We start from the raw sequence: 25,212 nt of genomic DNA, 5'->3' as shown, positions 1-25,212 counted from the left end.
GCCCAGACTATACATGGAATTAAGAGAGCATCTTATTCATCACACGGTTCGCTTTTCCATCAAAAAACTGGATGAAAGGGCCGATTAAAACCAAAATAATTAAAGTACCAATTCCTATAGGACCACCTAAGACCAAAGCAAGAATAAGTGCGAAGGCCTCTGTCAAAGTTTTCGCTGTCGTTAAATTGAAGCCGAAACGCTTTTGTAACGCAACCATAAAACCATCAACCGGGTTCAAGGAGAATTTAGGTTGCAAATATAATGATACACCTACAGCAATAATGGCAATGCCACCGATCAGAACAGTAAATTGAAGCAAAAATTGGTCAACCCCAAACGAATCAAAAATAGTAAGCATCCAGAAGTCAATGAATTGGCCGATGACAAGGATTGTAATGACGGCAAATAAATCCGGTTTTTCTCTTGCAATCAGTGCATTCGTTAAAATAAGTGTAGCTCCAATGATCATCACCCATGTACCTACGGTAAGTCCCACCGTCTCAGTAAGTCCGACATTCACAGCGTCCCATGCACCAGCGCCGAGATCCGATTTAATCGTCAGGGTGATTCCAAGAGAAATAATCACCAATCCTGTAATATAAAAGAATGCTTTGATACTAATATTTTTCATCCTATCCCTCTTCTCTTTTCTGATAAGAAACCCTTTTCAATAATAAATCAATTTATCCAACAGCACTCTTCTCATTATACTACGGTAATTAAACAAAATGGCAGTATTCTTGAAGACTCGCTTCCGAGACTTTTGTGTAAGTGGATGGGGCTGCGGGGAATGACTCGTCCAGCTCCGTCGCCCAGACACTCGCTTCATAAGTAAAAGTAGCTTCCCAACCACCCCTGACGCCCAACAAGGCAACGAACCCCGAAAACATCTCGACACTGGGTCTTCAAGAATAGGGAGGTTTAATGACACAAAAAAAGCCTTATCCGAAGGTTGGATAAGGCTCTTTTTAGTTTACTTGCTGAGCTGAATGCACTCCAGTGTCTCTTCCACTTTAATACTATTTTGGACGGATTGAACCATACTGCAGTTATTGCGAGAAACATCTAAATTCTTTAATAGCTTATCCTGATTCAGATGATACCCTTTGATCACATAATGAAGCTGGACTTTCTCAATACGATTCGCTTCATCAGGGTTTCTCTCTACTTCAGCCGTTACCTTGATATCCTCATAATCCACTCGTTGCTTATCAAGAATCTTGCGGAATACTCCAATACTGCAACCAGCGATGGAAGCGACCATTAACTGATAGGGGCGAAAACCAAGTGTTTCGTCTCCGGAAATGTTCAATTGTCCATAATCAAACGATGTACGAACCCCATTATCTTTCAAATAAAAATCCATCATTCATTCACTCCTTCGACGGTTTGCTATCCCTTTACTTATATAATAACCTTTTCTACCAGGGAAATAACCCCCGATTCTCAGACAGAAAAACTTGTCCCCTGCTATAACTTTCTTATACTATAAGAAAGTATGGTAGAAAGGAGGTCATTCTATGGTTTCAGCACGAACAAGATTTTGGATCCTGATTGGTCTCGTGACCATTTCAGGATTTTCACAGGGAATGTTGCTTCCTTTAATTGCGGTTATCCTAGAACAGAACGGCATTTCATCGTCCATCAACGGTTTACATGCTACAGGGCTCTACATAGGGATTCTACTATCTTCGCCTTTCATGGAAAAACCGTTGCAACGCCTCGGGTATAAACCGGTAATTATGATCGGGGGAGCTTTAGTCGTCCTTTCCTTAGCCCTATTCCCTTTTTGGCAGGCGCTATGGTTTTGGTTCATCTTAAGGGTAACCATCGGGATTGGTGATCAAATCCTCCACTTTGGTACCCAAACATGGATTACCGCTACAGCTGATAGAAACAACCGGGGTCGCAGTATTGCTTATTATGGGTTATTTTTCAGCTTAGGTTTTACGCTTGGGCCACTGATGACTAACTTGCTTACATTCGGCATCGCGGTGCCCTTCTTGATTTCATCACTTTTAAGTATGATCGTTTGGCTTCTAATGTTTAGGGTAAGGAACGAAACACCTGAGAGAGACCATACCACAGCTTATGGAACAAGTTCAATGAAAAGGTTTTTAAAGGCAATTCGACTCGCATGGGTTGCATTCCTTCCTCCTCTTGCTTATGGATTCCTAGAAGCGACGTTACACGGAATTTTCCCAGTATATGGTATGAGGATCGGCCATGAGGTCAATATCCTTTCTTTAATCATTCCCTGCTTTGCTGCTGCCAGTCTCTTTTCGCAAATCCCACTCGGTACATTAAGTGATAAAATCGGTAGAAAGAAAGTCATCATGACGGTGGTGTCAGGGGGAACAGTGGCATTTGTCGCAGCCGCTCTTTTAGAGGATTCCGTCATTGCTTTATTTGCCACATTTGCTCTTGGTGGCTTATTCGTCGGCTCCCTGTTCTCGTTAGGAATATCCTTCATGACGGACTTGTTACCAAAGGAGCTTTTGCCTGCTGGCAACATTTTATGTGGAATGGCATTCAGTATCGGAAGTATTCTCGGACCCTTTTTATCGGGCTTCTTCCTTGATCTATGGCCAGGTTTATCTTTCTTTTATGTGATTGTTGCATTATTGATTATTGTATTCATAGCTACGGCTTATAAAAATGACCCCCTACTCACGGAATAGAATGAAGGTGCCCAGGCTATATACCCATCTTTGCATTCTTCCTTTCTTTTTTATTTAAAGAACAAAATCTAAAATTAATATCGGACCATCAACGTACAGAAAAAAAGAGTGAAATCACGATTAATAAAATCTGATTTCACTCTTTTTTTGAGGGAAGGGTGGAGGCATAGCCTCTTTTTTACTCGGCTAATGCTTGAGTTAACGCATCCAAGTTTTGTTTCATTAGAGAAAAGTAATCTTCCTCATTTTCAACGTCAGATTCTGTTAGAACGGACAGGTTATGAAAGCGAAGAGGTTCCGCACCGATTTCCTTCTGAATGACTTCAGCCACTTTCGGAGTGATATTCTGCTCAAAAATGACATATTTTAAGTCATGCTCTTCAGCCGTTTGGATGATGTCTTCTAAATCTTTTTGGGACGGTTCATTAGTCGGGCTTAAACCTGATACGGCAATTTGCTCAATAGCATACGCTTCTTCCCAATAACCATACCCCGCATGAGAAACGATAATTTTACTTTTCGCCTTTGTTTCTACTCGTTCATGAAAGGACTGATCTAATTCTTTCAGTTTACTCTCTAACTCTTGGAAGTTTTCTTTATAAACATTCTCTTTTCCAGGATTCAGTTCCACCAACTGGTCCTTAATGTGTTCAGCCAACTGTGATGCACGAATAGGGTCTAACCATACATGTGGATCCTGTTCCCCATGGTTATGGCCGGCATGTGCATCTTCTTCATGTGAGTCCTCCTCATGAGCATGTGCATCTTCTTCATGCGTCTCTTCCTCATGAGCATGTGCATCTCCTTCATGCGTCTCTTCCTCATGAGTTTGCTCACCTTCCCCCTCATGATTATGGACGTGTTCTTTCAAATCAATGGTTGATGCAGCTTCAAGGATGGTTACACCTTCAGGTTCGATAGATTCAGAGATTTTTTCAGCATAACTTTCCAAACCTGCTCCATTGTAGATGAACAAATCGGCTTCAGCCATTTTGACCATTTCTTTTGTTGTCGGCTCGTAGGTGTGGGCATCAGACCCTGGCGGAAGTATGGATTGGACTTCTACCGTGGCCCCGCCGATTTTTTCCGCAAAAAACTGCAGAGGATAAACCGTTGTATATATAGTAAGTGGTTTCTTGTCTGTATTGTTGTTTTCTATTTCTTCTTCACCAGACGTCTCTTCATTTCCACAAGCCGCGGTGAACAAGGTTATAAGAATAAGTAAAAATAAGATTGCTAGTTTTCTCATTACGAACCTCCTCATCATGACACTCATCAGATTATATCGTAATGATTACTTTTTGTAAACAGTAACGATTACTTTTTGATTCTGACATAACAATAACCTGCGCCTATACAACGCAGGCTATTATTATTAATGACATTGTGGGCACTTCCCATAGATTTCGAATTTGTGATTCTCTACATCATATCCATTCAAACTTTCATTAATACTATCCATCGGACAAAACTCAATCGACTTCGTTTTCCCGCAATCTGTACAAATGAAATGGTGATGATGACCATGAGTATCACAACACAATCGAAAGTGTTTTTCTCCCCCAAGTTCTGTTGCTTCTAAAAGGTCAACGTCGGTAAGCATATATAAATTCCGGTAGATCGTATCATAGCTGACACCAGGAAAATCGGTTTGAATCTCTTTCAATATTTCCTTCGCAGCAATATATTGATCTTGGTTGACGAATATTTCTAAAATTCGTTCCCTTTGCTTTGTTCTTTTATAGCCTTTTTCTTTCAGTTTCTGCAAAGCTGTCTCTACATTCATTAAGCTTCACCCTTTATCCATTGCTGAGCTCGTACTTTTTTGTAAAGAATCGACATAATCAAAATTAAAATCGCTGTTACAACAATCGTCCCGCCAGGCGGTACACTTAAGTGATAAGAAGAAAATAGACCGACAAGCACGGATGTTTCACCAAAAGCGATGGACAAACCAATGGTTTGCTTAAAACTTTTCGCGATCCTTAAAGCAGAAGCGACTGGTAACGTCATCAAAGCAGAAACGAGCAAAATACCCACCACCTGCATCGATGAAGCAATAACAAGTGCAACCATCACGATAAATAATAGATGAATCCAACGCCCATTTACGCCGGATATAGAAGCGTGTTCTTCATCAAAAGATAATACAAACAATTCTTTATAAAATAGGATAACAATCAAGACGACCAGGGTGGTAATCATCAATACTGTCCACATACTGTCTCTGCTCACTGCTGTCACACTACCGAATAAATAACTGAATAAATCCGTATTAAATCCATCAGCGAGGGAAATTAGGATGACCCCTACTCCAATTCCACCGGAAAGAATGATAGGTATAGCAAGTTCTTCATAATGCTTATATACTTTTCTTAATCGCTCGATCAATATGGCACCAATGACAGAAAACACCATCCCCATATAAATAGGATTCCATTCACTAACAGGCGATACCCTCTTTTCAAGCAAGAGACTTGCAGCAATACCAGTTAAAGTAATATGAGATAATGCATCAGCAATCAATGATAATCGACGTACAACGATGAATACCCCTAATAAAGGAGCGACGATTCCTATTAGAATACCAGTAATTGCGGCATTTTGTAGAAATTCATATTGAAAAAAACTCTCAATCATAGTGGTTCACCTCATGATGGTCATGGTTGTGAGTCAGCTGTTGAACGGGATGTCCGTACAATTGGTTCATGTCCTCATCACTGAATTCTTTATATTCCTCAGACGCCCCATGGAAATGGACCGTCTTGTTCATACACACCACATGTGTCGCGTGATCCGTAATCGTTCCAATGTCATGGGTGACCATCAATAACGTAATGCCTTGCTCCTTATTCAAACGGGCAAGCAGTTCATAAAACTCTGTCACATGTTTTGCATCCACCCCGACTGTCGGCTCATCTAGAATCAACAAACCAGGATCGCTGACGAGCGCACGTGCAATGAATACGCGCTGTTGCTGTCCACCGGAAAGCTCCCCGATATTTGAATAAGCATAATCTTCCATTCCTACAATTTTCAGAGCATCCATGGCTTTTTCTTTATGTTTTTTGTTGAAAAATTTGAATGCACCAATCCTTGAGACGAGCCCTGTCTTCACAACTTCAATGACTGTTGCTGGAAAACCTGAATTAAAACTGTTCGCTTTTTGTGATACAAACCCGATTTCCTGCCAGTCATCATATTGTTTCAGCGGCTTCCCAAATAACTGAACGGAACCTTCAACAGGCTTGACCAATCCAAGCATCAATTTTATTAAGGTGGACTTACCAGATCCATTCGGCCCAACGAGTCCAAGAAACTGCCCCTTTTCAATTTCCAGGTTCACATCTTTGACGACCCATTCCCTATCGTATTTAAAAGAAACATTTTCTAATTTTACAATCGTTCTTTCTTTCATACCCAATCCCTCACAAATAAGAATGATTACGAATTAAATTATAGACCAAGCATGGATGGATGTAAAAAAGCAGGCTCCTTTCCATTACCAAAAGGTAATCCAAGAAAAGTGCTTCACTTTCATCAGCTTTATAAACTCCTGTAGAATTTTAAGACTGGCTCCCTCTATGGACTCCCTAACCCAACTCAACATAATCCATAACGATTACGATTTAAAAACCAACCTATATCATAAACGAGGATTACTATAGAATCAAGCCCCTTGCTCCACACTCCATTAAAAAGCCAGAGCAGGTAAATCTGCTCCGGCTTCCGAATGTTATAAATATCTATTGTGGCGTTTTTCCAGATAATCTTGCAAAGCTGAGAAGATCATTGTCAAAGGCCAATATATCAAAGCAGCTGTAATGTACATCGTCATTGAGTCTACCGTCCGCCCTGCTGCAATTTGAGCTTTGTTTAAAATCTCAGGCACGGAAATCATAGCTGCCAGTGAGGTCGCCTTCAATAGGTCAAGGAACACATTTCCAAGCGGTGGAATAGCTATCCGTGTAGCCTGTGGCATAATAATCCTCCTAATTGTTTGCCAATAAGTAAACCCTAAAGCTCGTGAAGATTCCCATTGACCGTTTGGCACACTGTTCAAAGAAGCTCGATTGATTTCTGCAATGTAAGCAGCACTGTTCGTACCAAAACCGATAACAGCAGCTACTGTTGCCGGAAGTTTAATGCCTACGACAGGAAGTCCGAAATACAAAACGAATAAGTAAACAAGTATCGGTGTTCCCCGCATAAAGGATATATAAAAACGTGCGGGCCACCGAAGCCAAACATGATCAGAACCTCTAGCAAGAGCAAGAAAGAAACCGAGTATTAGTCCGATCAACATGCCGATTAACGCAACCATAAGGGTCAACGGTACCCCTTCTAGGATAAAAGGTAAATTGGACCAAGCACGCTCGGCATTAAAAAGCTTTTCGATTTGGATTTCGTTCACTTCAATACCTAACATATAAAGCTCCTTACAAATCTAAACCTTCAATTTCGCGAATATCAGCTTCTGGCTCTTTGGAAGCGTCCTTTCCACCGAAAAATTCTTTTGAAAGTTCCGTCAATGTACCGTCATCTCGCATCTCTTGAAGCACCGCATTAATTTCTTCCGTCATTTTGGTTGCTTCCTTAGGCATAACAATCGCTGAATTAGTCGGATGGAATTTCAAATCCGGATGAAGCTTTACTTCAATATCAGTTAAAGCTTTCAAAGCAAGGGATTGCAAGTAATAATCATTGATGATGAAATCCGTGTTCCCGTTTTCTACATCACGAAGATAAACATCGTTTGTCACATTACCATATGTTTTTGTTTCTGCACCAAAGTGTTCGGCAATTTGAGAAAATACAGTGGTTGCTCCACCGCCATGTGTCTTCCCTTCCAGATCTTCCAGTGTTTCAATTCCAGAAAGATCGGATTCACGGACAATCATCGTTGAATAAGAATATTTGTAAGGGTCGCTGAAGGAAAATTGCTCTTGACGGTCCTTAGTAACTTCCATGTCGTTGATAACAGCGTCGATACGGCCACTGTTAATTGCAGAAAGGAGTCCATCTACACCATATTCTTCAAACTTGAGTTCAAGACCCAGACGATCTGCCACTTCCCTCATAATTTCCACATCATACCCTGTCATTTCATCGGAGTCTTCAGGATAGTAGGAAGCAGGGAAAAGTGTACCTGAAGTTCCAACTACTATTTCTCCTTCCTCTTGGATTTCACTCCATTTGCTATCGGAAGCTTCTTCGCCTCCATCACTATTTGAACTGCTCTCTCCTTCGTCGCTTGAACCACAAGCAGCAAGGAACAAAGAAAGCACAAGCATAAACATAAGTATAAAACCTTTGCGCATTGATTTTTCCACCTTCCATTTGTTATTAGCACTTGTCTAATATAGCAACTTGACACGTGTAATATCAACTGCCTAGCTTACTTTTTATAAAATGGTTCTTTGCTACTTGAACATCGGTGGTTTCATGGTATTATAATAATATATATCAAATTATAATTATTTTAATTTGAAAGTACAGTTGATGTAAGGATAATGACTTTCATTCTCAATTATAAAAAGGAGTTGAAAATAAATATGGATCAATTACGAGCTATACTACCCAATCAGTGGTTAAAATTACCAGACCGCTTCACTTACCTTAAAGAGCATATAGAACTTATAGCAGCTATCATAAGTGGTTTTCTCATCTTGGCAGCCTGGTATGGAGAGAACAATTGGGGTACGACTGTTTACACCCTGTTATACATTAGTGCGTTCATTATCGGAGGTTTTGCTAAAGCGAAAGAAGGCATAGTGGAGACAATCCATGAAAAGTCCTTGAACGTGGAATTGCTTATGATTTTGGCAGCCATTGGATCCGCTTCTATTGGATATTGGACAGAAGGAGCCATCCTTATTTTCATATTTTCATTAAGCGGAGCACTGGAAACCTATACGATGAATAAAAGTCAAAAAGAAATCTCATCGTTGATGAATATGCAGCCGGAGAAAGCACTACTCGTCACTGCGTCTGGATATGAATGGACCTCCGTAAAGAACTTAAATGTCGGTGACCAGATTTTAATTAAAGCAGGGGAACGTGTCCCTGCTGATGGCGTTATTAAAAAAGGGCAATCCTCCTTGAATGAAAGTACCATCACAGGAGAGTCCTTACCTGTCACAAAAGAGATAGAGGGAGAAGTTTTTGCAGGGACTATGAATATCGACGGAAGCTTAGTGGTTACCGTCACAAAAAAAGCATCTGATACCCTCTTCCAAAAAATCATAACAATGGTCCAAAACGCACAAAGTGAAAAATCACCGTCCCAACTTTTCATCGAACGATTTGAGGGGACATATGTAAAAGTTGTACTACTCGTCGTTGGCCTTATGCTGTTCCTTCCCCACTTCTTACTGGGGTGGACTTGGCAAGAAACCGTTTATCGGGCCATGATTCTGCTTGTCGTCGCTTCCCCGTGCGCTCTCGTTGCTTCCATTATGCCCGCTACCCTTTCAGCTATTACGAACGGAGCCCGTCACGGCATTTTATTTAAAGGGGGCGTACATCTTGAACATCTTTCTCACCTACAGGCCATTGCATTTGATAAAACCGGAACACTAACGAAAGGGCAGCCGGTTGTTACAGACTTTATCAGCCTTGAAGAGCAGAATGACGCAAACGTTCTTTCTATCGTCGCTTCCATCGAGCAACAATCAAACCACCCCTTGGCCAAGGCTATAGTCAGATACGCCGAGAAATCAGGCGTACCATTTGTACCTGTTGATAATGTCCAGAACAGTAGTGGTAATGGGGTTACTGGGGTCTTCAAAGAGGAAACGTGGATGATCGGTAAAGCAGAGTTCATCGGTAAAGAAGCAGCTGTTACTTTTCATGGAGGGAAATTTGAAGAGCTGGCTTTAGAGGGTAAGACCGTCATCTTTGTAAAAGTGGGAGAGTCAGTCATCGCTCTCTTCGCTCTCAAAGACACCGTAAGGCAAGAAGCAAAAGATGCGATCCAATCTCTGAAAGAACAAGGAATCTATACAATCATGTTGACAGGTGACAATCCTACAACCGCCAGATCCATTGCTGTTGAGGCAGGACTTGATCAGTATATTCCCGAATGTATGCCAGAACAGAAATTGGAAGAAATCAAAAAATTAAAAGAGCACTTCAGCCATGTCGGGATGGTAGGGGACGGCATTAACGATGCACCAGCGTTAGCCGAATCAGATGTAGGTATAGCTATGGGAGAAGGAACAGATGTTGCTCTGGAAACAGCGGATGTCGTCTTAATGAAAAATGACCTTCCTAAAATCGGGGATGCAATTAATGTGTCAAAAAGGATGAACCGAGTAGTTAAACAAAACATCATCTTTTCTATCAGTATTATCATGCTCCTCATCATCAGTAACTTTTTGCAACTCCTTGATTTACCACTCGGAGTCATTGGCCACGAAGGTAGCACAATCCTCGTTATCCTTAATGGCCTTCGTCTATTAAGATAACTGTATTAAGTCAAATATACGATTTCCGCCGGGCGTGAGTTGTTCCTCCTGAAACACTGTCTTACTATTCCAAGAGGACTCCTTTTGACCATAGCAAAACAAAGGACGAAGTCATAAGAGATATCGTCCTTTGTTTTTTCTCCCCAAAATAGGATCCAAGGTCAGAGGGGTCTCCTTTTCATCCCCATGTGTCTTCCGTACGGCGATGATGGGCCATAGCATTTATCTCTCCACCTAGAATGATAACGATTCCGGATATATAGAACCAAATCATCAGTACGATTACGCCCCCTAAACTCCCATAAGTGGCAGAAAAATTACCCAAGTTGCCCACATAAAAGGAAAACATCAAAGATACCAACTGCCAACTAAATGTCGCAAAAACAGCCCCTGCAACTGTGTCACGATATTTCAACCGTTTATTGGGCGCTGTGACATATAGAAACGACAAGACAATGAAAAAGATAATGGACGAAATCACCCAGCGAAGGCCATTCCACAATGAGAGAAAACTTTCCGATAAACCAAAGAAAGAAAAAAGATAGACGCCAATCGTATGCCCCAGTACCGGAAGCAAGAACGCAATAGCAATTACTAATATCATTGCTATTGTAAGGATAATAGCAATCAGTCTTGAAACGATAAAAGAGCGGTTCTCTTCCACGTCATGGGCACGATTAAAGGCACGCATGATTGCATTAACTCCATTAGATGCTGCCCAAAGAGTACCTACAAGACCGATGGATAACAAACTCCCGTTCTCACTCCTCAAAAGAGAGGAAACGTTACTTGTAATCATATCGAAAGTTTCTGGGGGAGCATAGGTGCTCACAAACGCAAGTACCCGATTTTCATCGATATGTAAGTACCCTAATAGGGTAAGTAGGAATATCATAAACGGAAACAAAGATAGTAAAAAAAAGTAGGCAAGTTGAGCAGCCATTCCTCCCACATCATCCTCTCCGAAGCGGGTGAAAAGCTCTTTGCCGAAATTCTTGATGACTTTCATGATATTCCATCACCTCTTGGTATCAAGAAGCTTCTTTTGAATCATCCACAGCTTTAAGTTGCTGCTTCACTTCTTGATTGATTTCTCCAACTTTATTCAGCATACTCTCTGCTTTCTGTAATAATGCCAGAAGATCCTCCACTCCTTTGTTTATTTGAGAAGAAAAAGACTCGTAACTTATTCTCAAGTTGTGAATCGCTTCAGAAGGATGCTTCACGTATCCCTGGCATTTTGTACCTGCCGATTTCGACTTCTCCCCTACTAACGCTCTAGTATCTTTATCCACTAAAGCTACAACGCCCCCAATGACTGCACCTAGAAATATACCCTTCCACAATTTATTCTGTCCCATATCTTCATCCTCCTTAAAGATTATGTTTTTTCTTCATTTCTCCCAGAAGCCTTTTACACCCTTCAAGCACCAGTTCATAGACATGATTAAAATTACCTGTAAGGTAGGGATCAGGAACATCCCTTTCCACCGCTTCGGGAACATAGTCCATAAGCTTCGCAACTATTACATCATTCTTTTCTCTGATGCCCCTCAAATCTCTAACATTCTCTTCATCCATAGCAATTAAATAATCGAAATCATCCCAGTCCCCTTCTCTCACTTGCCTTGCAAACATCCCATCATAAGAAATCGAGTGTTTATCAAGAATCCTTCTTGTTCCTTCATGAGGTTCTGAACCTTCATGCCAATGACCGATTCCTGCAGATTCGACCATTATGGAATCTTGAAGTTTTTCTTTCTTTATCAGGTCCTTGAAGATTGCTTCTGCCATCGGTGAGCGGCAAATGTTTCCTAAACATACGAATAACACATGAATCATTGTTAGTCCTCCATTATTAGTGTTTCTAATTCTTTAATTTCTATGAAACGTCAAAAAATCCTTCTAATTAATAGTATTTCACACCTATATCTTCCCATTTTATGTCGAATCGAACCCAGTTTTTTATGTTTGTTTACAAATTACCTTGACATTTGTTTTAAATTTTCGGAATATTTTATATATGGACTTTATTAAAAGGGAAAAGGGGGAAAATGATGGACGAACAAAGTGCACTACACAGTTTTCTTAGTGAGCTTAGTGGTATTGTTTGGGGGCCCGTCCTACTAATTTTGTTAGTTGGAACAGGAGTTTATTTAACACTCCGTCTGGGGTTTCTTCAGTTCAAAACACTGCCATATGCCTTGCGTTTAGCATTCAAACCAAGTAAGAAAAACAAAAATGAAAAAGGAGACATCTCTCATTACCAGGCTCTCACCACTGCCCTGGCAGCCACGATCGGGACCGGGAACATCGCTGGTGTCGCAACAGCTGTCGTATTAGGTGGTCCAGGTGCTGTATTTTGGATGTGGATCACGGCCATTTTTGGTATGGCGACAAAATATGCAGAGGCTGTACTAGCTGTAAAATACCGGATAGAAGGTAAAAATGGCGAAATGGCCGGTGGTCCAATGTATTACCTCTCTCGTGGACTGAAAACAAAATGGCTTGGGAAACCACTTGGTTTTCTATTTGCTATTTTCGGCGCAGTAGCCGCATTCGGTATCGGTAATATGGTACAATCCAATTCAGTTTCTGATGTGATGGAGGCAACATTCAATGTTTCCCCATGGGTAACAGGAATACTTCTGACCGTTCTAGCCGGACTTGTTTTGCTGGGTGGTATCAAGAGTATCGGGAAAGTTACAGCCTTTTTCGTTCCTATTATGGCCATTTTTTATGTGATTGGTGCTTTAATTATACTTATCCTCAATTACGACATGGTTCTTCCAGCTCTTGGCCTTATTTTCAATGATGCATTTACAGCAAGTGCTCTCGGTGGCGGGCTTCTTGGTACCGTGATCCGTTACGGTGTTGCACGCGGAGTATTTTCAAACGAAGCCGGTCTCGGTTCTGCTCCGATTGCTGCCGCAGCTGCACGTACCGATTATGCCGGACGTCAAGCATTAGTTTCCATGACCCAGGTTTTCATCGATACGATTATTGTCTGTACAATGACAGGCTTGACAATTGTAATGGCTGGACAATATCAGGGCGGTCTGGATGGTGCTGACTTGACGTCTACATCCTTCCAGATTTTCTTAGGGGATGTTGGGGCTTATATCGTAACGATCGGTCTAGTCTTTTTTGCTTTCTCAACCATCGTCGGCTGGTCTTACTATGGTGAAAAGTGTTTCGGTTATTTAACGAAGCAGCGTTTCATCGGTTCCTATAAGATTGTATTCGTTGCTTTTGTATTAATCGGAGCAGTCGCTCAGCTGAACACTGTTTGGGTATTTGCTGATGTAATGAATGGATTAATGGCATTCCCTAACTTGATCGGACTTTTACTCTTATCTGGTGTAGTAGCTGCCGAAACCAACAAGTTCCTGAAAGTAGCAAAAAAAGAACGGCAACAAGAAAGAGAACAGCGACAAGCTGGATAATACTGGTGTTATATCGTGTCTATATAAACAAAGAACCTCTGCAAATTTGCAGGGGTTCTCTATATTTATTGGTATTTTTCTTTCTTGGATAAATAAGACTCCATCTCTTCAGCTGGTACCGGTTTACTAAAGTGATACCCCTGATAGTAAGAACATTCATTTTCTCTAAGAAAACCAAGAACTTCTTCTCTTTCGACCCCTTCTGCTACAACTTCAATTTGGAAGGCATCCGCAAGCTGAATCATTGCTTTTACGATCTCTGCATCGCTTGGCTCTGTCAGGACTCCTTTAATGAAGGCTTGATCAATTTTTAAGTAATGAATGGGAAACTCCCTGAGGTAACTGAGGGAGGAATAGCCTGTTCCGAAATCATCAATAGATAAAGAAACACCCAATGCTCTCAAGTCCTGCATCGTACGTATGCATTGTTCTGTATTTTGCATGACACTATCTTCTGTCACTTCAATTTCCAAGTACCTGGGATCAAGAAGAGTTTCACTTAAAATATTACGAACTTTTTCCGCATAATCCCGGCGTTGAATTTCTCTGGCAGAGACATTGACAGCAATCCGTTCTGGTGCATACCCTCTGTCTATCCAAACCTGGGACTGTTTACAAGCTTCCCGTAATACCCAATCATCTAATTGGGTAATGACGCCTGTCTCTTCAGCTATAGGAATAAACTCTCCAGGAGAAATCATTCCTTTTTCCGGATGCTTCCACCGAACCAATGCCTCCATCCCACTAATATAACCTGTCCGGACGTCCACTTTAGGTTGATAGTATAGAGACAATTGGTTCTTACTGATCGCCTCTCGCAAGTCCCCCTCCAGGGATAGCAGTTGGTTATAGTCACGATTCATTTCCGGCTTATAAAAAGATAACAATTGTCGACCATTCATTTTAGAATATTGTAAAGCAACATCTGCACACATGATTAAATCCGTTGATTTAGAAGCATCTGAAGGATATTGGGCAACTCCAATACTGCCCGTAATAAAGAATTGTTTTCCGAAGGAGTGGATAGGGAGACTTAACTTTCGTATAATCTGATCACCATGAGTGCGAACTTCCCGTGGAGAGTAATCGCCACAAAGTGTGATGATAAATTCGTCTCCCCCCACACGGTATAATCGACCACTTTCAGGAGTAAGACTACTAAGCCGCTCAGCCATCATTTGAATAACCTGGTCACCCGCGAAGTGACCAAAAGCATCATTGACATACTTGAAGCGGTCTAGATTACAGAAAATCACCGTAAAAGAGGAAAAACTTTCAATTATCACACTGAGATCTGAATGCAGTTTCATTCTGTTTGGAAGATCTGTCAAAGGATCATGTGAAGCCATATGTTCGATTTTACTTGTTGCTTCTTCATAAGTTGTGATGTCTACAGCACTCCCGATAAGTTCTTCCACATTTCCACTTATTCCTGCAGGAGACAAAGTAGTGTAAAATGTACGCCCTTGATAATAATGTTTATAGGAGACTACTTCCCCTGAAAAACCTAAAGAATATTTATCTTTATAAAAAAGAGAGCCATCACTTCCAAAAACCTCTTCAGGAGTCCGGCCTTTTACATTTTTTGTTGTTAAACCGATACCTTGTGCTAGTCTTCCTTCAAACATACTGTAACGAAAACTTCCATCTTCTGCTTTTATAACTTTAAATACTAGGTTGATCAAAGCATCCATCCTTTGAGAAAAGTCTTCATGAATCTTTACTGAACGTTTTGCTAGTTTTTCGGTTTCTATCAGAAGTCTGATAGAAACCGAAAAACAGTCGGAATGATTCACCTATATCATGAGCGGGAATAAAGTACCCTCTTAACCAGATTGACTCTTTTTCATTAGTTGTGAAGCACAGTTCATATTCATGGAGATCTTTTTGACCATTAAAAGGGGATCAATATGTAAAATAGGAGATTCTAGTGAGTGGCTATGCATCTGATCGCCCATGTCCTCAATCAGATCACGAAATCGTTTATTAGTATAAACAACTGTCTCAGAAGAATCGATCACAAAAAAGGGGAGCACCTTCATTAATTCCTTATAACTCGATAAATGAGAAAACGGTGAAAAAGCAAGGTGATCTGCTTCTTCACCGTTTCTATCCCTCATAAAATCAATCCAATATTTCGTAAATATATGCGCCTTAATATCCATGTACGCAAAATAACTCCCTTAAAATGACATTTAGAAATATTATACTGGAAAAGAGATTAAAATAAAAGAATGTTTACATCCATAAGATTAAACTAATGGTTGTATACACTCTTCGCCCATGTTTTTGGGAGAATTCACATAATCACTTACTTCATAATAAGTCAAATCTTCCATTGTCAGTTGTTCCACAAAATCTTTAGCTTTATGAGGAGCCCATTTCACTGGTTCAATCCATTGGTTTTGTTTTTTTCTAGGTAATATGACAGGCATCCGATTATGAATCGGTCTCATAAACTCGTTTGCTTCCTGAGTCAAAATAGTGCAAGTGAAAAGAGATTCATCTTCGCCTTCCCAGCGATCCCATAGCCCAGCAAAGGCGAACAAAGAACGTCCTGCAGGTTGAATCCGGACAGGCTGTTTCCCATTATCTGTTTTCTTCCACTCATAGAAACCATCAGCGATAATAAGACAGCGTTTTTGGCTCATCAACTTTTTATAGCTAGGTTTCTCATGCGCCGTCTCACTTCGGGCATTAATCATTTTGTAACCAGCTTTAGGTTCCTTTGACCAGGACGGAACGAGCCCCCACTTCATAAAGCCCGCTCTTCTTTGTTTTCCGTCATCGATGACAGCAACCACCTTTTGCCCTGGAGCAATGTTAAAACGAGGTTGAAATCCCTCGATATGGCTTGTAATGCCAAACTCTTTTAAAATCTCAGCCTCTTCAGCAAGCAACGTATATCGTCCACACACATAATCGCCTCCTCTGAATCTACATCTAGCAATTCCCCAACAGTTCTATAAATACACTATTAAAACAGTAAATGAATGATGTGGCTGGTCACTAAAGGAGTACATCAGAAACCGAAATGGCGGTCGATTTTATGCTGATATTGCCTGAAAGCATTGGACTGGTTCAGCTTTCTCTTTTCCATCAGCATGTCAAAACGCAGCTTTTTTTCTTTCCATTCTTTTCTATAATACGAGGAGAGTTGTGGGTCTTTAACTTCTGCAAGTAATTCTTCCAATTCGATGATTTCTTTTTTCACTACCATCTCTTCTGGAAGCATATTAGCATTTTTTAGAATTCGATAGCTATTCCTTAATTCTGAAGGCAAGTGGGTGAATTCATCTTTAGGAAGTGGTTTCCCTTTACCTGGCAGGTTGTCAAAATCCCCCTGTTCTATTGACTTTTTGATCTTTTCTTCAATTAAATGACCAAAGTCCATTTTGTTCGCTCCTTCATTTATTTTTTCTTTAAGCAACACTTTCACTCATTCTAAAATAGGTCAAGACACCGAATTGTCCCTTACTTTCGAAAAGTTATATTTCACTCAGCGTCCCGGCTCTCCATTGTTCGATCCAGTTAGGAAGGTAATCATATTTCCAAGCATCCATCGGGTAATCAACGAATACGTCTTCTCCATTTTCATATAAAGCCTGGATCAATTCATTAATACTTCCAAAATAAAAATTATATAGAAATTCATAACTGAATGGTTCTTTCGGCATGTGATGATCTTTACAGACTTGCGGATCACTATAGTTCAAATACGTACGACAAGGAATCGGCCGCACTTCATAAGCCATACACAACCGAGTCTCTGGATTCAACATCGGGCAAGGTAAATCAAGCTTCTTATATTCGAGTTTCGTTTCTGGTGCTTCATAATCCATTGCAGTAGCTTGTCTCAACTTGTCTTCTTGTTGTACAAAATAGTGGTCCCAATGTTCATATAGTGCTTTTCTCCGGTCCTCAGAAAAGTTTTCTATCGATCGAAACATCATCTTTGCTTCCATTTTCGTAATGACGATCGGGAAGTAACAACAAAAGGCACACCCCATAAAACAATTCGGTTTCATAGATGTGTATTCCTCCATACGCCCGATCTCATGATCTACTTCAGCAAGCAACCCCTTGAATCCCTTTAATATCACAGTTTCGGTATCCTGTTCACTATCTAATAAATCATCCACAATTCTATCGAAAAATTCTGGTTCAATTTCGTATGATTGGTTGATCTTTTCACAACGTTTAATAATTTCTTCATGTTTCAAAAAACTCATTTAGAAAAACTCCTCTACCAATAACTAGACCCATTATACATTGGGTGCGCCCGTTTATACCACCACTTAAGAAAAGCGTAAACAACCTTGCTCTCCTCCCGGTAAGCAAAGCTCCTCTCAATTTTTATCTATAATACCCCAAGGATAGGAAAGTGGATATATCTACACAAGACTATTGGATGATCCGAATTATCAAATGCAAACTTCCAAACTTTCGTACTACCCACGAATTTCCTCTTGTCCAACCCCCAGAAAACTCCTATGATATGAGAAGACATATAAGAGAATCTGTCATCTTTGGAGGTACGTCTACATGTTATCTAACGCAGAAATCGGTATCGATCTTGGTACTGCTAATATACTTATATACTCGAAGACTAAAGGAATTTTATTGAACGAACCGTCCGTTGTCGCTTTTAATACCGAAACGAAAAATGTCGTCGCAGTCGGAAAAGAAGCAAAAGAAATGGTCGGAAAGACGCCCCGGAATATTATCCCGGTCCGTCCACTCCGTGATGGGGTCATTGCTGATTACGATATGACAGCCCAAATGTTAAAAGAACTATTAAAGAAAGTCTCTAAGAAATCTGGGCTCTCCATGCGTAAACCAACAGTCGTCATATGCACCCCATCAGGATCCACATCTGTGGAGCGCCGTGCCATTCATAACGCTGTGAAAAGTTATGGCGCTAAAAATGTTCACTTAATCGAAGAACCCATTGCAGCTGCCATTGGTGCTGATTTGCCTGTGGACGAACCCATTGCAAACGTGGTCGTTGATATTGGCGGTGGAACCAGTGAAGTCGCCATCATATCCTTTGGAGGTGTAGTCTCCTGCAAATCCATCCGTACAGGAGGGGACGTCATGGATGAAGAAATCATTCAACACGTCCGTAAAGCCTACAATGTTCTCATCGGGGAAAGAACAGCAGAACAAATTAAAATGGAAATCGGATACGCTCTCATTGACCATCCAGAAGAAACGATGGAAGTTCGAGGACGAGACATGGTGACAGGACTACCGAAAACAATTGAACTAAAGTCCACGGAAATCCAGGGCGCCTTAAAAGAATCACTTGAACAACTACTAGAAACAATCCGTGCCACACTAGAAGAATGCCCACCAGAATTAAGCGGTGATATCGTCGATCACGGTGTAATCCTAACTGGAGGCGGAGCCCTTCTTAACGGCATGCAAGATTGGTTGTCCAACGAAATTTCCGTACCCGTACACATGGCCCCAAGCCCACTAGAATCCGTAGCCATCGGAACAGGCCGCAGCCTGAAAATGATCCAAAAACTACAAAAAGCAAGTAAGTAGAATCGAAATGCGGAAACGCATCAGGAAGCCCGACAAGTATAAGACAAACAGCGCCAGTGGAGCGCTCTTTCTCCACGGAACAATGGACTGAAAAATAAATACGGACCTTGCTTCCAAAGTCAATAATCCAACTCAAAAGCTCTCTCTTACCTTTGTAACTCTTGTTGCAAAGGTTTTTTCATACCTTTATTCACCGTTGGGTTCCGATTTTCTATAAGTTATAACAAAGTTCATCCTTTCTTTCTCAATTTTTTATGTAAACAAAGGATAACCGAAGCCTTTTGTCGAAATACCGAATACAGGAGAGAATCTTTTCACGCTTTTGGTAAAATGTTTCATAGCCACTGATTTAGTGAAAATATTAATTAGAAACTTAGAACAAGGAGTAGAATTGTATGAAATTATCCACAATATTAAAATGGCTGACAGGAGGGTGTGAAGCATTTTTAGCTATTCCTATTGCTGGAGGAGCTTTCATTTTCAGCAATGCCTGGTTACCTTTACTATTTATGTTTGTCTTCCACTTAATCACCCTAGTCATTTCTGCTAAACAGAAACGTTCTTATATTGGGAGTATCCTCGGAATGATCACTAGCGCAATTGGTGCCATCCCATTCGTTGGTTGGGTAATGCACACGGTTTCTGCTATTGTGCTTCTAATAGATGCAGGGCGTTCTACTAAACTGGAAAATCAATCATAAGAAAAACAGGGCTCAAAGGGGGAACTAAAACTGTACACGATTATTTGCATTTTCAGAGTCAAAGATAGAAACTTGGACGATTTTATGAAGATCACAAAAAAATCAGGTGAAATTCTCCAATCTCATGGAGCATTGGACCACAATATTTACTATTCCAATGAACTCACCGGACGTCAAGGATCCTTGGGATTTCTCAATTTTATTGAAATGGAAGAGGATGAAGAACTTCTATTAGGTCAGTCTTTATTCAAAAACGAAGACCATTATTATGAAATCATGAAAAATGTCGGTTCCGACGATATCATCCAATACCTTGACGGACATATTAAAGATATTGTTGAAATGAATCGTGTAGTAACTTCGAGCTTTACATCCGTTAAGGCTTCACAAGCGAATGCATAATATTATTGGAGGTGCGGAAATATGAAGATTGTTGTTTTAGGTGCAGGAGCGTTAGGGGCTTATTTTGGAGCTCGATGGCAAGAAGCTGGACATGAAGTCATCAACCTGGTGCGAGAGGGGCGAGCAGAGCAAATCGAAAAGCACGGGTTGAAATTACATAGTGAAATGGGCGATTACGAAGTCAAAGAACCAGTAATTGCACGCAGTCCTGAAGAGATCAGCAAGCCGGACCTTGTTTTCTTAGCTGTCAAAGGGTATCATCTGCACGGTACCCTGGAGTGGTTGAAAGCTTTAGTAAACAAAACAGCTAAAGTATATCCTGTGCTGAACGGCATGGAACATATCAGTATTTTACAGAAAGAACTCGGAGAAGAAGCGGTGATAGGAGGGCTATCTTATATCATTGCGACACTGGACGAAGTTGGCCATGTTGTGCATTCCAGCCAGTTCCATGACCTTGTTTTCGGCCCGCTCCACCCTTCCCAGCAAGCAATTTGCGAGGAACTTGCACTAGCCTGTAATCAAGCGAATATGTCTGGCACACTCAGTCCTAACATTTTGGAAGATATGTGGAAAAAATACATGTTTATAACAGCCTTTTCCGGTATTACTACAGCTGTTAATCAGCCGATTGGCGTTATACGCAGTTATCCGCAAACATTCCGCATTGCTGAACGAATGTTGCAGGAGATGAAAATGCTAGCCAATGCTCATCAAATCAATCTAACCGATGAGCATGTGGACACCGCTTTTGAGAAGCTGCGCGGATTAGACCATGAAATGACTTCGTCCATGCATCAAGATCGCAGGAAAGGTCTGGCCCTGGAAGGAGAACACCTTCACGGAGGGGCTTTACGATTAGGAAAGGAAGTCAATTTGCCGATGCCATACATTGAAACCATACACGCGGTAATCAAACCATATGAAGAATATCAAAAATAAAACGTTTTGTTTTACCGGAATCTCTTTATTGACCATAAAAAAATACTTCCTTTAAGGAAGTATTTTTTTATGGTATCCAACTATCTCAGGAAAAATCCCTCACAATTTATTAATCCTCACCTACGTGTTCATCCACTTTTGGCCGTTTTCCATTTTTTAATTCTCTAATGGATAAACCAAAATCCATTTGCAAATGAGGATAGTCTTTAAAATTCTCCCAATCTCCTCCCCAATGAAAACCCAGGTCCCTGGCAATTTCAACAATCTCCAGCCAGTCTGATTCACCATTTCCATTCCCGTCATATTCGGTATCCCAAATCACTTGTCCCTGATCTGTTTTTAGAGCAAAATCAATTGCGAGCCCGTAATTATGATACGATTCCCCTCCTTCCGCATAAGTAACTATATTCCCCTCTGTAGAACGACCTTGTTCATACAACTTATCTTGTCTCTCCATGGAACGATGACCTTCTGTTATGACAATATTGATTCCTTTTTCCTCGACAGTGGTTACAAGCTCTTCTTTCCGCTCTTCGACAACGGGATGTAGACTGGTCGGCATAGGGACGTCTTTTTTATAAAACAACCCTTGTGGGTCTTCAAACTGAATTCTGGTTATCAAATAATAAAGCAAAAGAGCAACAACACTGACAGTAAAAAGAAAAGTCATGATGTTTGATAAAGTGCGCACTTTTATTACCCTTTCATAGATAAGTTAATTCGAGAATACCACAGGTAGATCGATAGACAAATCATATTCTCTTACTTCTTAAAACCAATATGTGAATATCCAACTAGTTGAAGGGGATAAAAGACTGGTTACCTACGTCACACTTGGATGTTCTTTTTATATATGAATGATATAATAGAATCATTCGACAAAAATAGCGTAAGGGAGAAGAACCATGAAACTATTAAATAGAAAACCTGGCAAAACATTCTATGAAATACTCATGGTGGGGCTTGCCTCTCTTTCTGTCGCTACCATATGGAAAAAAACAGGGTATGATAGCTATATTATTTGGGGAACATGGTCGATCTTTTTTTTAGATTTCCTATACCGTCTTTACAAAAGCGAAAGCAAATGGGGATTCGTAAAAAAACACCCATTCATCGTCATTGCCGCTATCCCTCTTGATGCTGTTTTTCAGTTTGCTCGATTTGCGAGGATTATTCATTTACTGAGATTAAAATCCATAACAAAATATTATACGATGCCTTTTATCCGCTTTTTGAAAAGGCAACATCTTCTCACCGTAACAGGAGTCACATTCATCCTGGTATTCCTTTTAATCATTCCTCTAAATTTATTAGAAAACGAACTTGATTCCTATAGTGATGCCTGGTTAAGCGCTATTCTTTCGCTAACTTTTTTCGGGCGTTCTGGTTTCGAACCCGAAACTGCGGCCGGGCATACCATCTTAGTGACCTTCACCATTCTGGGTGTCATTATTCACGGACTGATTATCAGTACAGCCTTTGATTACTTATGGCAATCTTCTTTCATTAAATCCTTCAAAAATAAATTCACCAACAAATGAAAGCCATCCATTCTCTGGATGGCTTTTTCTAAAGCACCTGTTTTTATAGCTCTCTTATCTGAAAGACTCCCAAAAATCGGGAAAGTAACTCACTCCTCCTAACAAGAGCCGGATTTCGTCCAATATTTTTTATACCCTTAAAATACGTTTAAACATTCAAAGAAAAAGGAACGTTATCAAGGAAACATTTTTGGAGGTGAAATAATGTCTGATCAAAAACGGAATAGACTAGCCGAAAACGACCAAAGCTTCCAAGAAAAACTAAAAAAAGAGAAACTGGAACACAAATTACCTGATGAAGAAATAAAGAAAGAAGAGCGAGAACAGAAAAAAGGAAGCAAAAGTAAACAGGACTCTTTAACAGAAGAAGATTACGATGAGGATCTTAGACCTTAAATAAATGAGGTGAAGCATGTGACTAAATTCAGAGCTTACAGTATGGAGAAAACAAATGACAGTGTCGAAGGGAGGATAACATCCCTTTCCCATAATGACTTGCCTTCCAGTGATGTTTTAATTAAAGTCCATTACTCTAGTATAAATTATAAGGATGGGATGGTTTCCCAACCAGACAACCCTTTAGTTAAAGAATACCCGATCATTCCAGGTATAGACTTATCAGGTGAAGTCGTCCACTCGGATGATAACCGTTTTAAAAAAGGCGATCCTGTTATTGCCACCAGTTATGAAATAGGGGTCAATCACCATGGCGGATTCAGCGAATACGCCAGTATACCCGGAGATTGGATTGTTCCCCTTCCAGAAGGATTGACTTTGGAAGAAGCTATGATATATGGCACAGCAGGTTTTACTGCCGCCTTGTCTATCCACAGACTTGAAGAGAACGGCCTCACGACAGAAGATGGACCAGTTCTTGTAACTGGAGCTTCCGGAGGCGTGGGAAGTATGGCTGTTGCTATGCTAGCTAAGCGCGGCTATCAAGTGGATGCTAGCACGGGTAGTAAAGAACATGAAGAATACTTAAAAGATTTAGGCGCTTCAAAAGTTATATCAAGAGAAGACGTTTATGATGGAAATTTACGCCCCGTCGGTAGCAGTAGGTGGGCTGCGGCTGTTGACCCTGTCGGTGGAGAGCAGCTTGCCTCCCTTCTCGGACAATTAAAATACAGTGGTGCAGCTGCTGTCAGTGGTCTTACAGGAGGAATGAAAGTCCCAACACAGGTTTACCCCTTCATCTTAAGGGGTATCAGCCTTATAGGTATTGACTCTGTTAATTGTCCAATGGATACACGAAAAAAAGTGTGGCACCGTTTAGCCAATGACTTAAAAACGAAAGATTCATTCGACCGGATAAAAGTTGTCCATTCCTTAGATCAAGTACCAGAAACCCTAGAGAAAATTTTACAAGGAAAAACACGTGGCCGCTCTATCGTAAAAATGATAGATTGATGGTAGTTTATGATTCAAAGCACATACTATTGACATGCACAGTTTTAGGGATTATAATGTTTTATTAGTGCCTTAAAAAAGGTAACTCGGAAAAGAAAAGAGTGATTAGTATGAGACTGGCATTCTGCTATGTTTTGATACAGCTTAATCACACTGGATCAGCTTCGGAGCTGTAAGGATGCAATAGAGGTAGGGATTGCGTCGTTTAAGTTGCTAAAAACTACCATGTAGAATTAATGAACCGCGGCAATAACATGGACCTAGTTCCAAAAACTTGTGAGTACACACAAGTTAGCATAACTTGATATTTTCCGAAACAACAAAAGTGGATGCATCATGGTAAAACTATGACGCGGAAGCGGAACTCTAATAAAAGCGAGTTGGACGACGGTCCGGCTCGCTTTTTCCAATTCTATGAAGTTTATTCAGTCTCTTTCATGGTAATATAAGCCTTAAGAGCTAAGAAGGAGGTTCTTTATGTCACGATACTTAGATAATTTTGAACCAGAAGATGTTCGTTTTCTCATGGACTTATCCGAGTTCAAGGAATTCATCGTAGACATGTTAGGTGACACCCGGGATTCCGTGGATATCAGAATCGATTTTGACTATATTGAAGAACCCGGTGGAGCGTCCCTTGTCCGCCCTATGGTTCACCTCACAGAAGCGAGCCAGCTTACAGAAGAAAAGCAACAACATTTGCGTGATACCGGGTTTAGCATTGGTGACGAACCCTATGCCAATGGGGACTATGCGATGGATAAAATTTTCGGACCTCATTACGTTATTCTTGCGGCCACCGAAGATGAAGACGGCGCTTTCTTTACAATTGAAATGCCTTATCGCCATTATATCCATCAAAAAAATACTGTTTAAATACAAACCTCTATTTGCAAAATGGCTTGAAGTAGAGGCCTTCCTTCCCCACAACGGATGGCTTACGATATAAGGGACCGTTTGGAATGGGTGTCACTGTCCATGACATTCCGTCCACATTTTCACATTTGCATGTAATAATTTCCGGCTCATAAAACACCCCCCTCTTTTGGATAAGCGAGGGGGGTTTC

The 25,212-nt window shown here is 40.7% G+C and carries 28 protein-coding genes; 11 read left to right on the top strand and 17 right to left on the bottom strand.

All coding sequences use genetic code 11. The annotated features are described in order from the left end of the window. Nucleotides 1–19: 19 nt before the first annotated feature. Together BMZ58_RS15045 and BMZ58_RS15040 are read right to left on the bottom strand one after the other, a co-directional pair. Nucleotides 20–631, bottom strand: coding sequence for a YczE/YyaS/YitT family protein (locus BMZ58_RS15045; RefSeq protein ID WP_075037385.1), 612 nt, complete (start codon nucleotides 629–631; stop codon nucleotides 20–22). Nucleotides 632–973: 342 nt separating this feature from the next. Next, nucleotides 974–1,366, bottom strand: coding sequence for an OsmC family protein (locus BMZ58_RS15040; protein WP_075037496.1), 393 nt, complete (start codon nucleotides 1,364–1,366; stop codon nucleotides 974–976). A 154-nt stretch (nucleotides 1,367–1,520) separates the two neighbouring features. Here BMZ58_RS15040 and BMZ58_RS15035 point away from each other — a divergent pair, with 154 nt between their 5' ends. Further along, entirely contained in the window at nucleotides 1,521–2,681 is a 1,161-nt protein-coding gene (locus BMZ58_RS15035) for an MFS transporter (RefSeq protein ID WP_075037384.1), read from the top strand. A gap of 178 nt (nucleotides 2,682–2,859) precedes the next feature. Here BMZ58_RS15035 and BMZ58_RS15030 read toward each other — a convergent pair whose 3' ends face one another. From BMZ58_RS15030 to BMZ58_RS15005, 6 genes are all read right to left on the bottom strand, one after another. Next, a complete protein-coding gene (locus BMZ58_RS15030; protein ID WP_075037383.1) occupies nucleotides 2,860–3,930 on the bottom strand; it encodes a metal ABC transporter solute-binding protein, Zn/Mn family in 1,071 nt (356 codons plus the stop codon). A gap of 126 nt (nucleotides 3,931–4,056) precedes the next feature. Continuing rightward, entirely contained in the window at nucleotides 4,057–4,467 is a 411-nt protein-coding gene (locus BMZ58_RS15025; RefSeq protein WP_075037382.1) for a Fur family transcriptional regulator, read from the bottom strand. Then, a complete protein-coding gene (locus BMZ58_RS15020) occupies nucleotides 4,467–5,321 on the bottom strand; it encodes a metal ABC transporter permease (protein WP_075037381.1) in 855 nt (284 codons plus the stop codon). The genes BMZ58_RS15025 and BMZ58_RS15020 overlap by 1 nt, the downstream gene beginning before the upstream one ends. Continuing rightward, a complete protein-coding gene (locus BMZ58_RS15015; protein ID WP_075037380.1) occupies nucleotides 5,314–6,099 on the bottom strand; it encodes a metal ABC transporter ATP-binding protein in 786 nt (261 codons plus the stop codon). The genes BMZ58_RS15020 and BMZ58_RS15015 overlap by 8 nt, the downstream gene beginning before the upstream one ends. Before the next feature lie 318 nt (nucleotides 6,100–6,417). Continuing rightward, nucleotides 6,418–7,110: an amino acid ABC transporter permease gene (locus tag BMZ58_RS15010; protein ID WP_075037379.1), complete on the bottom strand. Its 693-nt coding sequence runs from the start codon at nucleotides 7,108–7,110 to the stop codon at nucleotides 6,418–6,420. 10 nt (nucleotides 7,111–7,120) lie between these two features. Continuing rightward, nucleotides 7,121–8,002: a transporter substrate-binding domain-containing protein gene (locus BMZ58_RS15005; protein WP_075037378.1), complete on the bottom strand. Its 882-nt coding sequence runs from the start codon at nucleotides 8,000–8,002 to the stop codon at nucleotides 7,121–7,123. Nucleotides 8,003–8,236: 234 nt separating this feature from the next. On the opposite strand from BMZ58_RS15005, the gene BMZ58_RS15000 reads away from it, so the two are divergent. Continuing rightward, nucleotides 8,237–10,150, top strand: coding sequence for a heavy metal translocating P-type ATPase (locus tag BMZ58_RS15000; protein WP_083412820.1), 1,914 nt, complete (start codon nucleotides 8,237–8,239; stop codon nucleotides 10,148–10,150). Nucleotides 10,151–10,328: 178 nt separating this feature from the next. Here BMZ58_RS15000 and BMZ58_RS14995 read toward each other — a convergent pair whose 3' ends face one another. The 3 genes from BMZ58_RS14995 to BMZ58_RS14985 are packed head-to-tail and all read right to left on the bottom strand — an operon-like array spanning nucleotide 10,329 to nucleotide 11,992. Then, nucleotides 10,329–11,159 carry a YihY/virulence factor BrkB family protein gene (locus BMZ58_RS14995; protein ID WP_075037377.1) on the bottom strand — a complete coding sequence of 277 codons (831 nt, stop codon included), beginning with the start codon at nucleotides 11,157–11,159 and terminating at the stop codon, nucleotides 10,329–10,331. 22 nt (nucleotides 11,160–11,181) lie between these two features. Next, complete coding sequence (locus tag BMZ58_RS14990) at nucleotides 11,182–11,511, bottom strand: hypothetical protein (protein WP_075037376.1); 330 nt, start codon at nucleotides 11,509–11,511, stop codon at nucleotides 11,182–11,184. A 13-nt stretch (nucleotides 11,512–11,524) separates the two neighbouring features. Further along, complete coding sequence (locus BMZ58_RS14985) at nucleotides 11,525–11,992, bottom strand: low molecular weight protein-tyrosine-phosphatase (RefSeq protein ID WP_075037375.1); 468 nt, start codon at nucleotides 11,990–11,992, stop codon at nucleotides 11,525–11,527. A gap of 215 nt (nucleotides 11,993–12,207) precedes the next feature. Here BMZ58_RS14985 and BMZ58_RS14980 point away from each other — a divergent pair, with 215 nt between their 5' ends. Then, nucleotides 12,208–13,596: an alanine/glycine:cation symporter family protein gene (locus BMZ58_RS14980; protein WP_075037374.1), complete on the top strand. Its 1,389-nt coding sequence runs from the start codon at nucleotides 12,208–12,210 to the stop codon at nucleotides 13,594–13,596. Nucleotides 13,597–13,661: 65 nt separating this feature from the next. Here the strand turns inward: BMZ58_RS14980 and BMZ58_RS14975 are convergent, their stop codons facing one another. From BMZ58_RS14975 to BMZ58_RS14955, 5 genes are all read right to left on the bottom strand, one after another. Continuing rightward, entirely contained in the window at nucleotides 13,662–15,392 is a 1,731-nt protein-coding gene (locus BMZ58_RS14975) for a putative bifunctional diguanylate cyclase/phosphodiesterase (RefSeq protein WP_075037373.1), read from the bottom strand. A gap of 30 nt (nucleotides 15,393–15,422) precedes the next feature. Further along, a complete protein-coding gene (locus BMZ58_RS14970; RefSeq protein ID WP_075037372.1) occupies nucleotides 15,423–15,761 on the bottom strand; it encodes a hypothetical protein in 339 nt (112 codons plus the stop codon). An 87-nt stretch (nucleotides 15,762–15,848) separates the two neighbouring features. Further along, complete coding sequence (locus BMZ58_RS14965; protein ID WP_075037371.1) at nucleotides 15,849–16,514, bottom strand: SOS response-associated peptidase; 666 nt, start codon at nucleotides 16,512–16,514, stop codon at nucleotides 15,849–15,851. Between the two features lie 104 nt (nucleotides 16,515–16,618). Next, nucleotides 16,619–17,035, bottom strand: a complete 417-nt coding sequence (locus BMZ58_RS14960; protein ID WP_244151603.1) for a DnaJ family domain-containing protein — start codon at nucleotides 17,033–17,035, stop codon at nucleotides 16,619–16,621. A 49-nt stretch (nucleotides 17,036–17,084) separates the two neighbouring features. Next, entirely contained in the window at nucleotides 17,085–17,828 is a 744-nt protein-coding gene (locus BMZ58_RS14955) for a YkgJ family cysteine cluster protein (protein WP_075037370.1), read from the bottom strand. A 313-nt stretch (nucleotides 17,829–18,141) separates the two neighbouring features. On the opposite strand from BMZ58_RS14955, the gene mreBH reads away from it, so the two are divergent. From mreBH to BMZ58_RS14935, 4 genes are all read left to right on the top strand, one after another. Next, a complete protein-coding gene (gene mreBH, locus BMZ58_RS14950; RefSeq protein ID WP_075037369.1) occupies nucleotides 18,142–19,149 on the top strand; it encodes a rod-share determining protein MreBH in 1,008 nt (335 codons plus the stop codon). Between the two features lie 395 nt (nucleotides 19,150–19,544). Beyond that, nucleotides 19,545–19,850, top strand: coding sequence for a hypothetical protein (locus tag BMZ58_RS14945; RefSeq protein WP_075037368.1), 306 nt, complete (start codon nucleotides 19,545–19,547; stop codon nucleotides 19,848–19,850). Between the two features lie 30 nt (nucleotides 19,851–19,880). Next, the gene (locus BMZ58_RS14940) at nucleotides 19,881–20,252 is read left to right on the top strand and encodes a DUF1428 family protein (RefSeq protein ID WP_075037367.1); all 372 of its coding nucleotides are present in this window, start codon (nucleotides 19,881–19,883) and stop codon (nucleotides 20,250–20,252) included. A gap of 21 nt (nucleotides 20,253–20,273) precedes the next feature. Continuing rightward, nucleotides 20,274–21,194: a ketopantoate reductase family protein gene (locus tag BMZ58_RS14935; RefSeq protein WP_075037366.1), complete on the top strand. Its 921-nt coding sequence runs from the start codon at nucleotides 20,274–20,276 to the stop codon at nucleotides 21,192–21,194. Nucleotides 21,195–21,303: 109 nt separating this feature from the next. On the opposite strand, the gene BMZ58_RS14930 is transcribed toward BMZ58_RS14935, so the two are convergent. After that, a complete protein-coding gene (locus BMZ58_RS14930) occupies nucleotides 21,304–21,864 on the bottom strand; it encodes a M15 family metallopeptidase (protein ID WP_083412829.1) in 561 nt (186 codons plus the stop codon). A gap of 235 nt (nucleotides 21,865–22,099) precedes the next feature. On the opposite strand from BMZ58_RS14930, the gene BMZ58_RS14925 reads away from it, so the two are divergent. The 4 genes from BMZ58_RS14925 to BMZ58_RS14910 all read left to right on the top strand — a co-directional run bounded on the left by BMZ58_RS14925 (nucleotide 22,100) and on the right by BMZ58_RS14910 (nucleotide 25,021). Further along, on the top strand, nucleotides 22,100–22,735 hold the full coding sequence (locus tag BMZ58_RS14925; protein WP_075037364.1) for a hypothetical protein: 636 nt from the start codon (nucleotides 22,100–22,102) through the stop codon (nucleotides 22,733–22,735). 204 nt (nucleotides 22,736–22,939) lie between these two features. Next, nucleotides 22,940–23,131 (top strand): hypothetical protein, encoded by a 192-nt coding sequence (locus BMZ58_RS14920; protein WP_075037363.1) that lies wholly within the window; start codon nucleotides 22,940–22,942, stop codon nucleotides 23,129–23,131. Nucleotides 23,132–23,149: 18 nt separating this feature from the next. Continuing rightward, complete coding sequence (locus BMZ58_RS14915) at nucleotides 23,150–24,145, top strand: acrylyl-CoA reductase family protein (protein WP_075037362.1); 996 nt, start codon at nucleotides 23,150–23,152, stop codon at nucleotides 24,143–24,145. Nucleotides 24,146–24,622: 477 nt separating this feature from the next. Next, on the top strand, nucleotides 24,623–25,021 hold the full coding sequence (locus BMZ58_RS14910; RefSeq protein ID WP_075037361.1) for a hypothetical protein: 399 nt from the start codon (nucleotides 24,623–24,625) through the stop codon (nucleotides 25,019–25,021). Nucleotides 25,022–25,212: the final 191 nt, after the last annotated feature.

It is taken from the genome of Halobacillus dabanensis (genome assembly GCF_900114165.1).
In the GTDB taxonomy this organism is placed as follows: Bacteria; Bacillota; Bacilli; order Bacillales; family Halobacillaceae; genus Halobacillus; species Halobacillus dabanensis.
The sequence above is the reverse complement of the archived record's forward strand: the minus strand, read 5'-3'. Positions and strand labels throughout refer to the sequence as shown.

Coding starts and splice junctions, on each gene's coding strand:
- BMZ58_RS15005 (WP_075037378.1), bottom strand. CDS start 8,002: ATGCGCAAAGGTTTTATACTTATGTTTATGCTTGTGCTTTCTTTGTTC.
- mreBH (WP_075037369.1), top strand. CDS start 18,142: ATGTTATCTAACGCAGAAATCGGTATCGATCTTGGTACTGCTAATATA.
- BMZ58_RS14980 (WP_075037374.1), top strand. CDS start 12,208: ATGGACGAACAAAGTGCACTACACAGTTTTCTTAGTGAGCTTAGTGGT.
- BMZ58_RS15015 (WP_075037380.1), bottom strand. CDS start 6,099: ATGAAAGAAAGAACGATTGTAAAATTAGAAAATGTTTCTTTTAAATAC.
- BMZ58_RS14920 (WP_075037363.1), top strand. CDS start 22,940: ATGTCTGATCAAAAACGGAATAGACTAGCCGAAAACGACCAAAGCTTC.
- BMZ58_RS15010 (WP_075037379.1), bottom strand. CDS start 7,110: ATGTTAGGTATTGAAGTGAACGAAATCCAAATCGAAAAGCTTTTTAAT.
- BMZ58_RS15040 (WP_075037496.1), bottom strand. CDS start 1,366: ATGGATTTTTATTTGAAAGATAATGGGGTTCGTACATCGTTTGATTAT.
- BMZ58_RS15030 (WP_075037383.1), bottom strand. CDS start 3,930: ATGAGAAAACTAGCAATCTTATTTTTACTTATTCTTATAACCTTGTTC.
- BMZ58_RS14985 (WP_075037375.1), bottom strand. CDS start 11,992: ATGATTCATGTGTTATTCGTATGTTTAGGAAACATTTGCCGCTCACCG.
- BMZ58_RS15035 (WP_075037384.1), top strand. CDS start 1,521: ATGGTTTCAGCACGAACAAGATTTTGGATCCTGATTGGTCTCGTGACC.
- BMZ58_RS14970 (WP_075037372.1), bottom strand. CDS start 15,761: ATGGATATTAAGGCGCATATATTTACGAAATATTGGATTGATTTTATG.
- BMZ58_RS14995 (WP_075037377.1), bottom strand. CDS start 11,159: ATGAAAGTCATCAAGAATTTCGGCAAAGAGCTTTTCACCCGCTTCGGA.
- BMZ58_RS14930 (WP_083412829.1), bottom strand. CDS start 21,864: ATGACTTTTCTTTTTACTGTCAGTGTTGTTGCTCTTTTGCTTTATTAT.
- BMZ58_RS14945 (WP_075037368.1), top strand. CDS start 19,545: ATGAAATTATCCACAATATTAAAATGGCTGACAGGAGGGTGTGAAGCA.
- BMZ58_RS15020 (WP_075037381.1), bottom strand. CDS start 5,321: ATGATTGAGAGTTTTTTTCAATATGAATTTCTACAAAATGCCGCAATT.
- BMZ58_RS14910 (WP_075037361.1), top strand. CDS start 24,623: ATGTCACGATACTTAGATAATTTTGAACCAGAAGATGTTCGTTTTCTC.
- BMZ58_RS15025 (WP_075037382.1), bottom strand. CDS start 4,467: ATGAATGTAGAGACAGCTTTGCAGAAACTGAAAGAAAAAGGCTATAAA.
- BMZ58_RS14990 (WP_075037376.1), bottom strand. CDS start 11,511: ATGGGACAGAATAAATTGTGGAAGGGTATATTTCTAGGTGCAGTCATT.
- BMZ58_RS15000 (WP_083412820.1), top strand. CDS start 8,237: ATGGATCAATTACGAGCTATACTACCCAATCAGTGGTTAAAATTACCA.
- BMZ58_RS14955 (WP_075037370.1), bottom strand. CDS start 17,828: ATGAGTTTTTTGAAACATGAAGAAATTATTAAACGTTGTGAAAAGATC.
- BMZ58_RS15045 (WP_075037385.1), bottom strand. CDS start 631: ATGAAAAATATTAGTATCAAAGCATTCTTTTATATTACAGGATTGGTG.
- BMZ58_RS14935 (WP_075037366.1), top strand. CDS start 20,274: ATGAAGATTGTTGTTTTAGGTGCAGGAGCGTTAGGGGCTTATTTTGGA.
- BMZ58_RS14925 (WP_075037364.1), top strand. CDS start 22,100: ATGAAACTATTAAATAGAAAACCTGGCAAAACATTCTATGAAATACTC.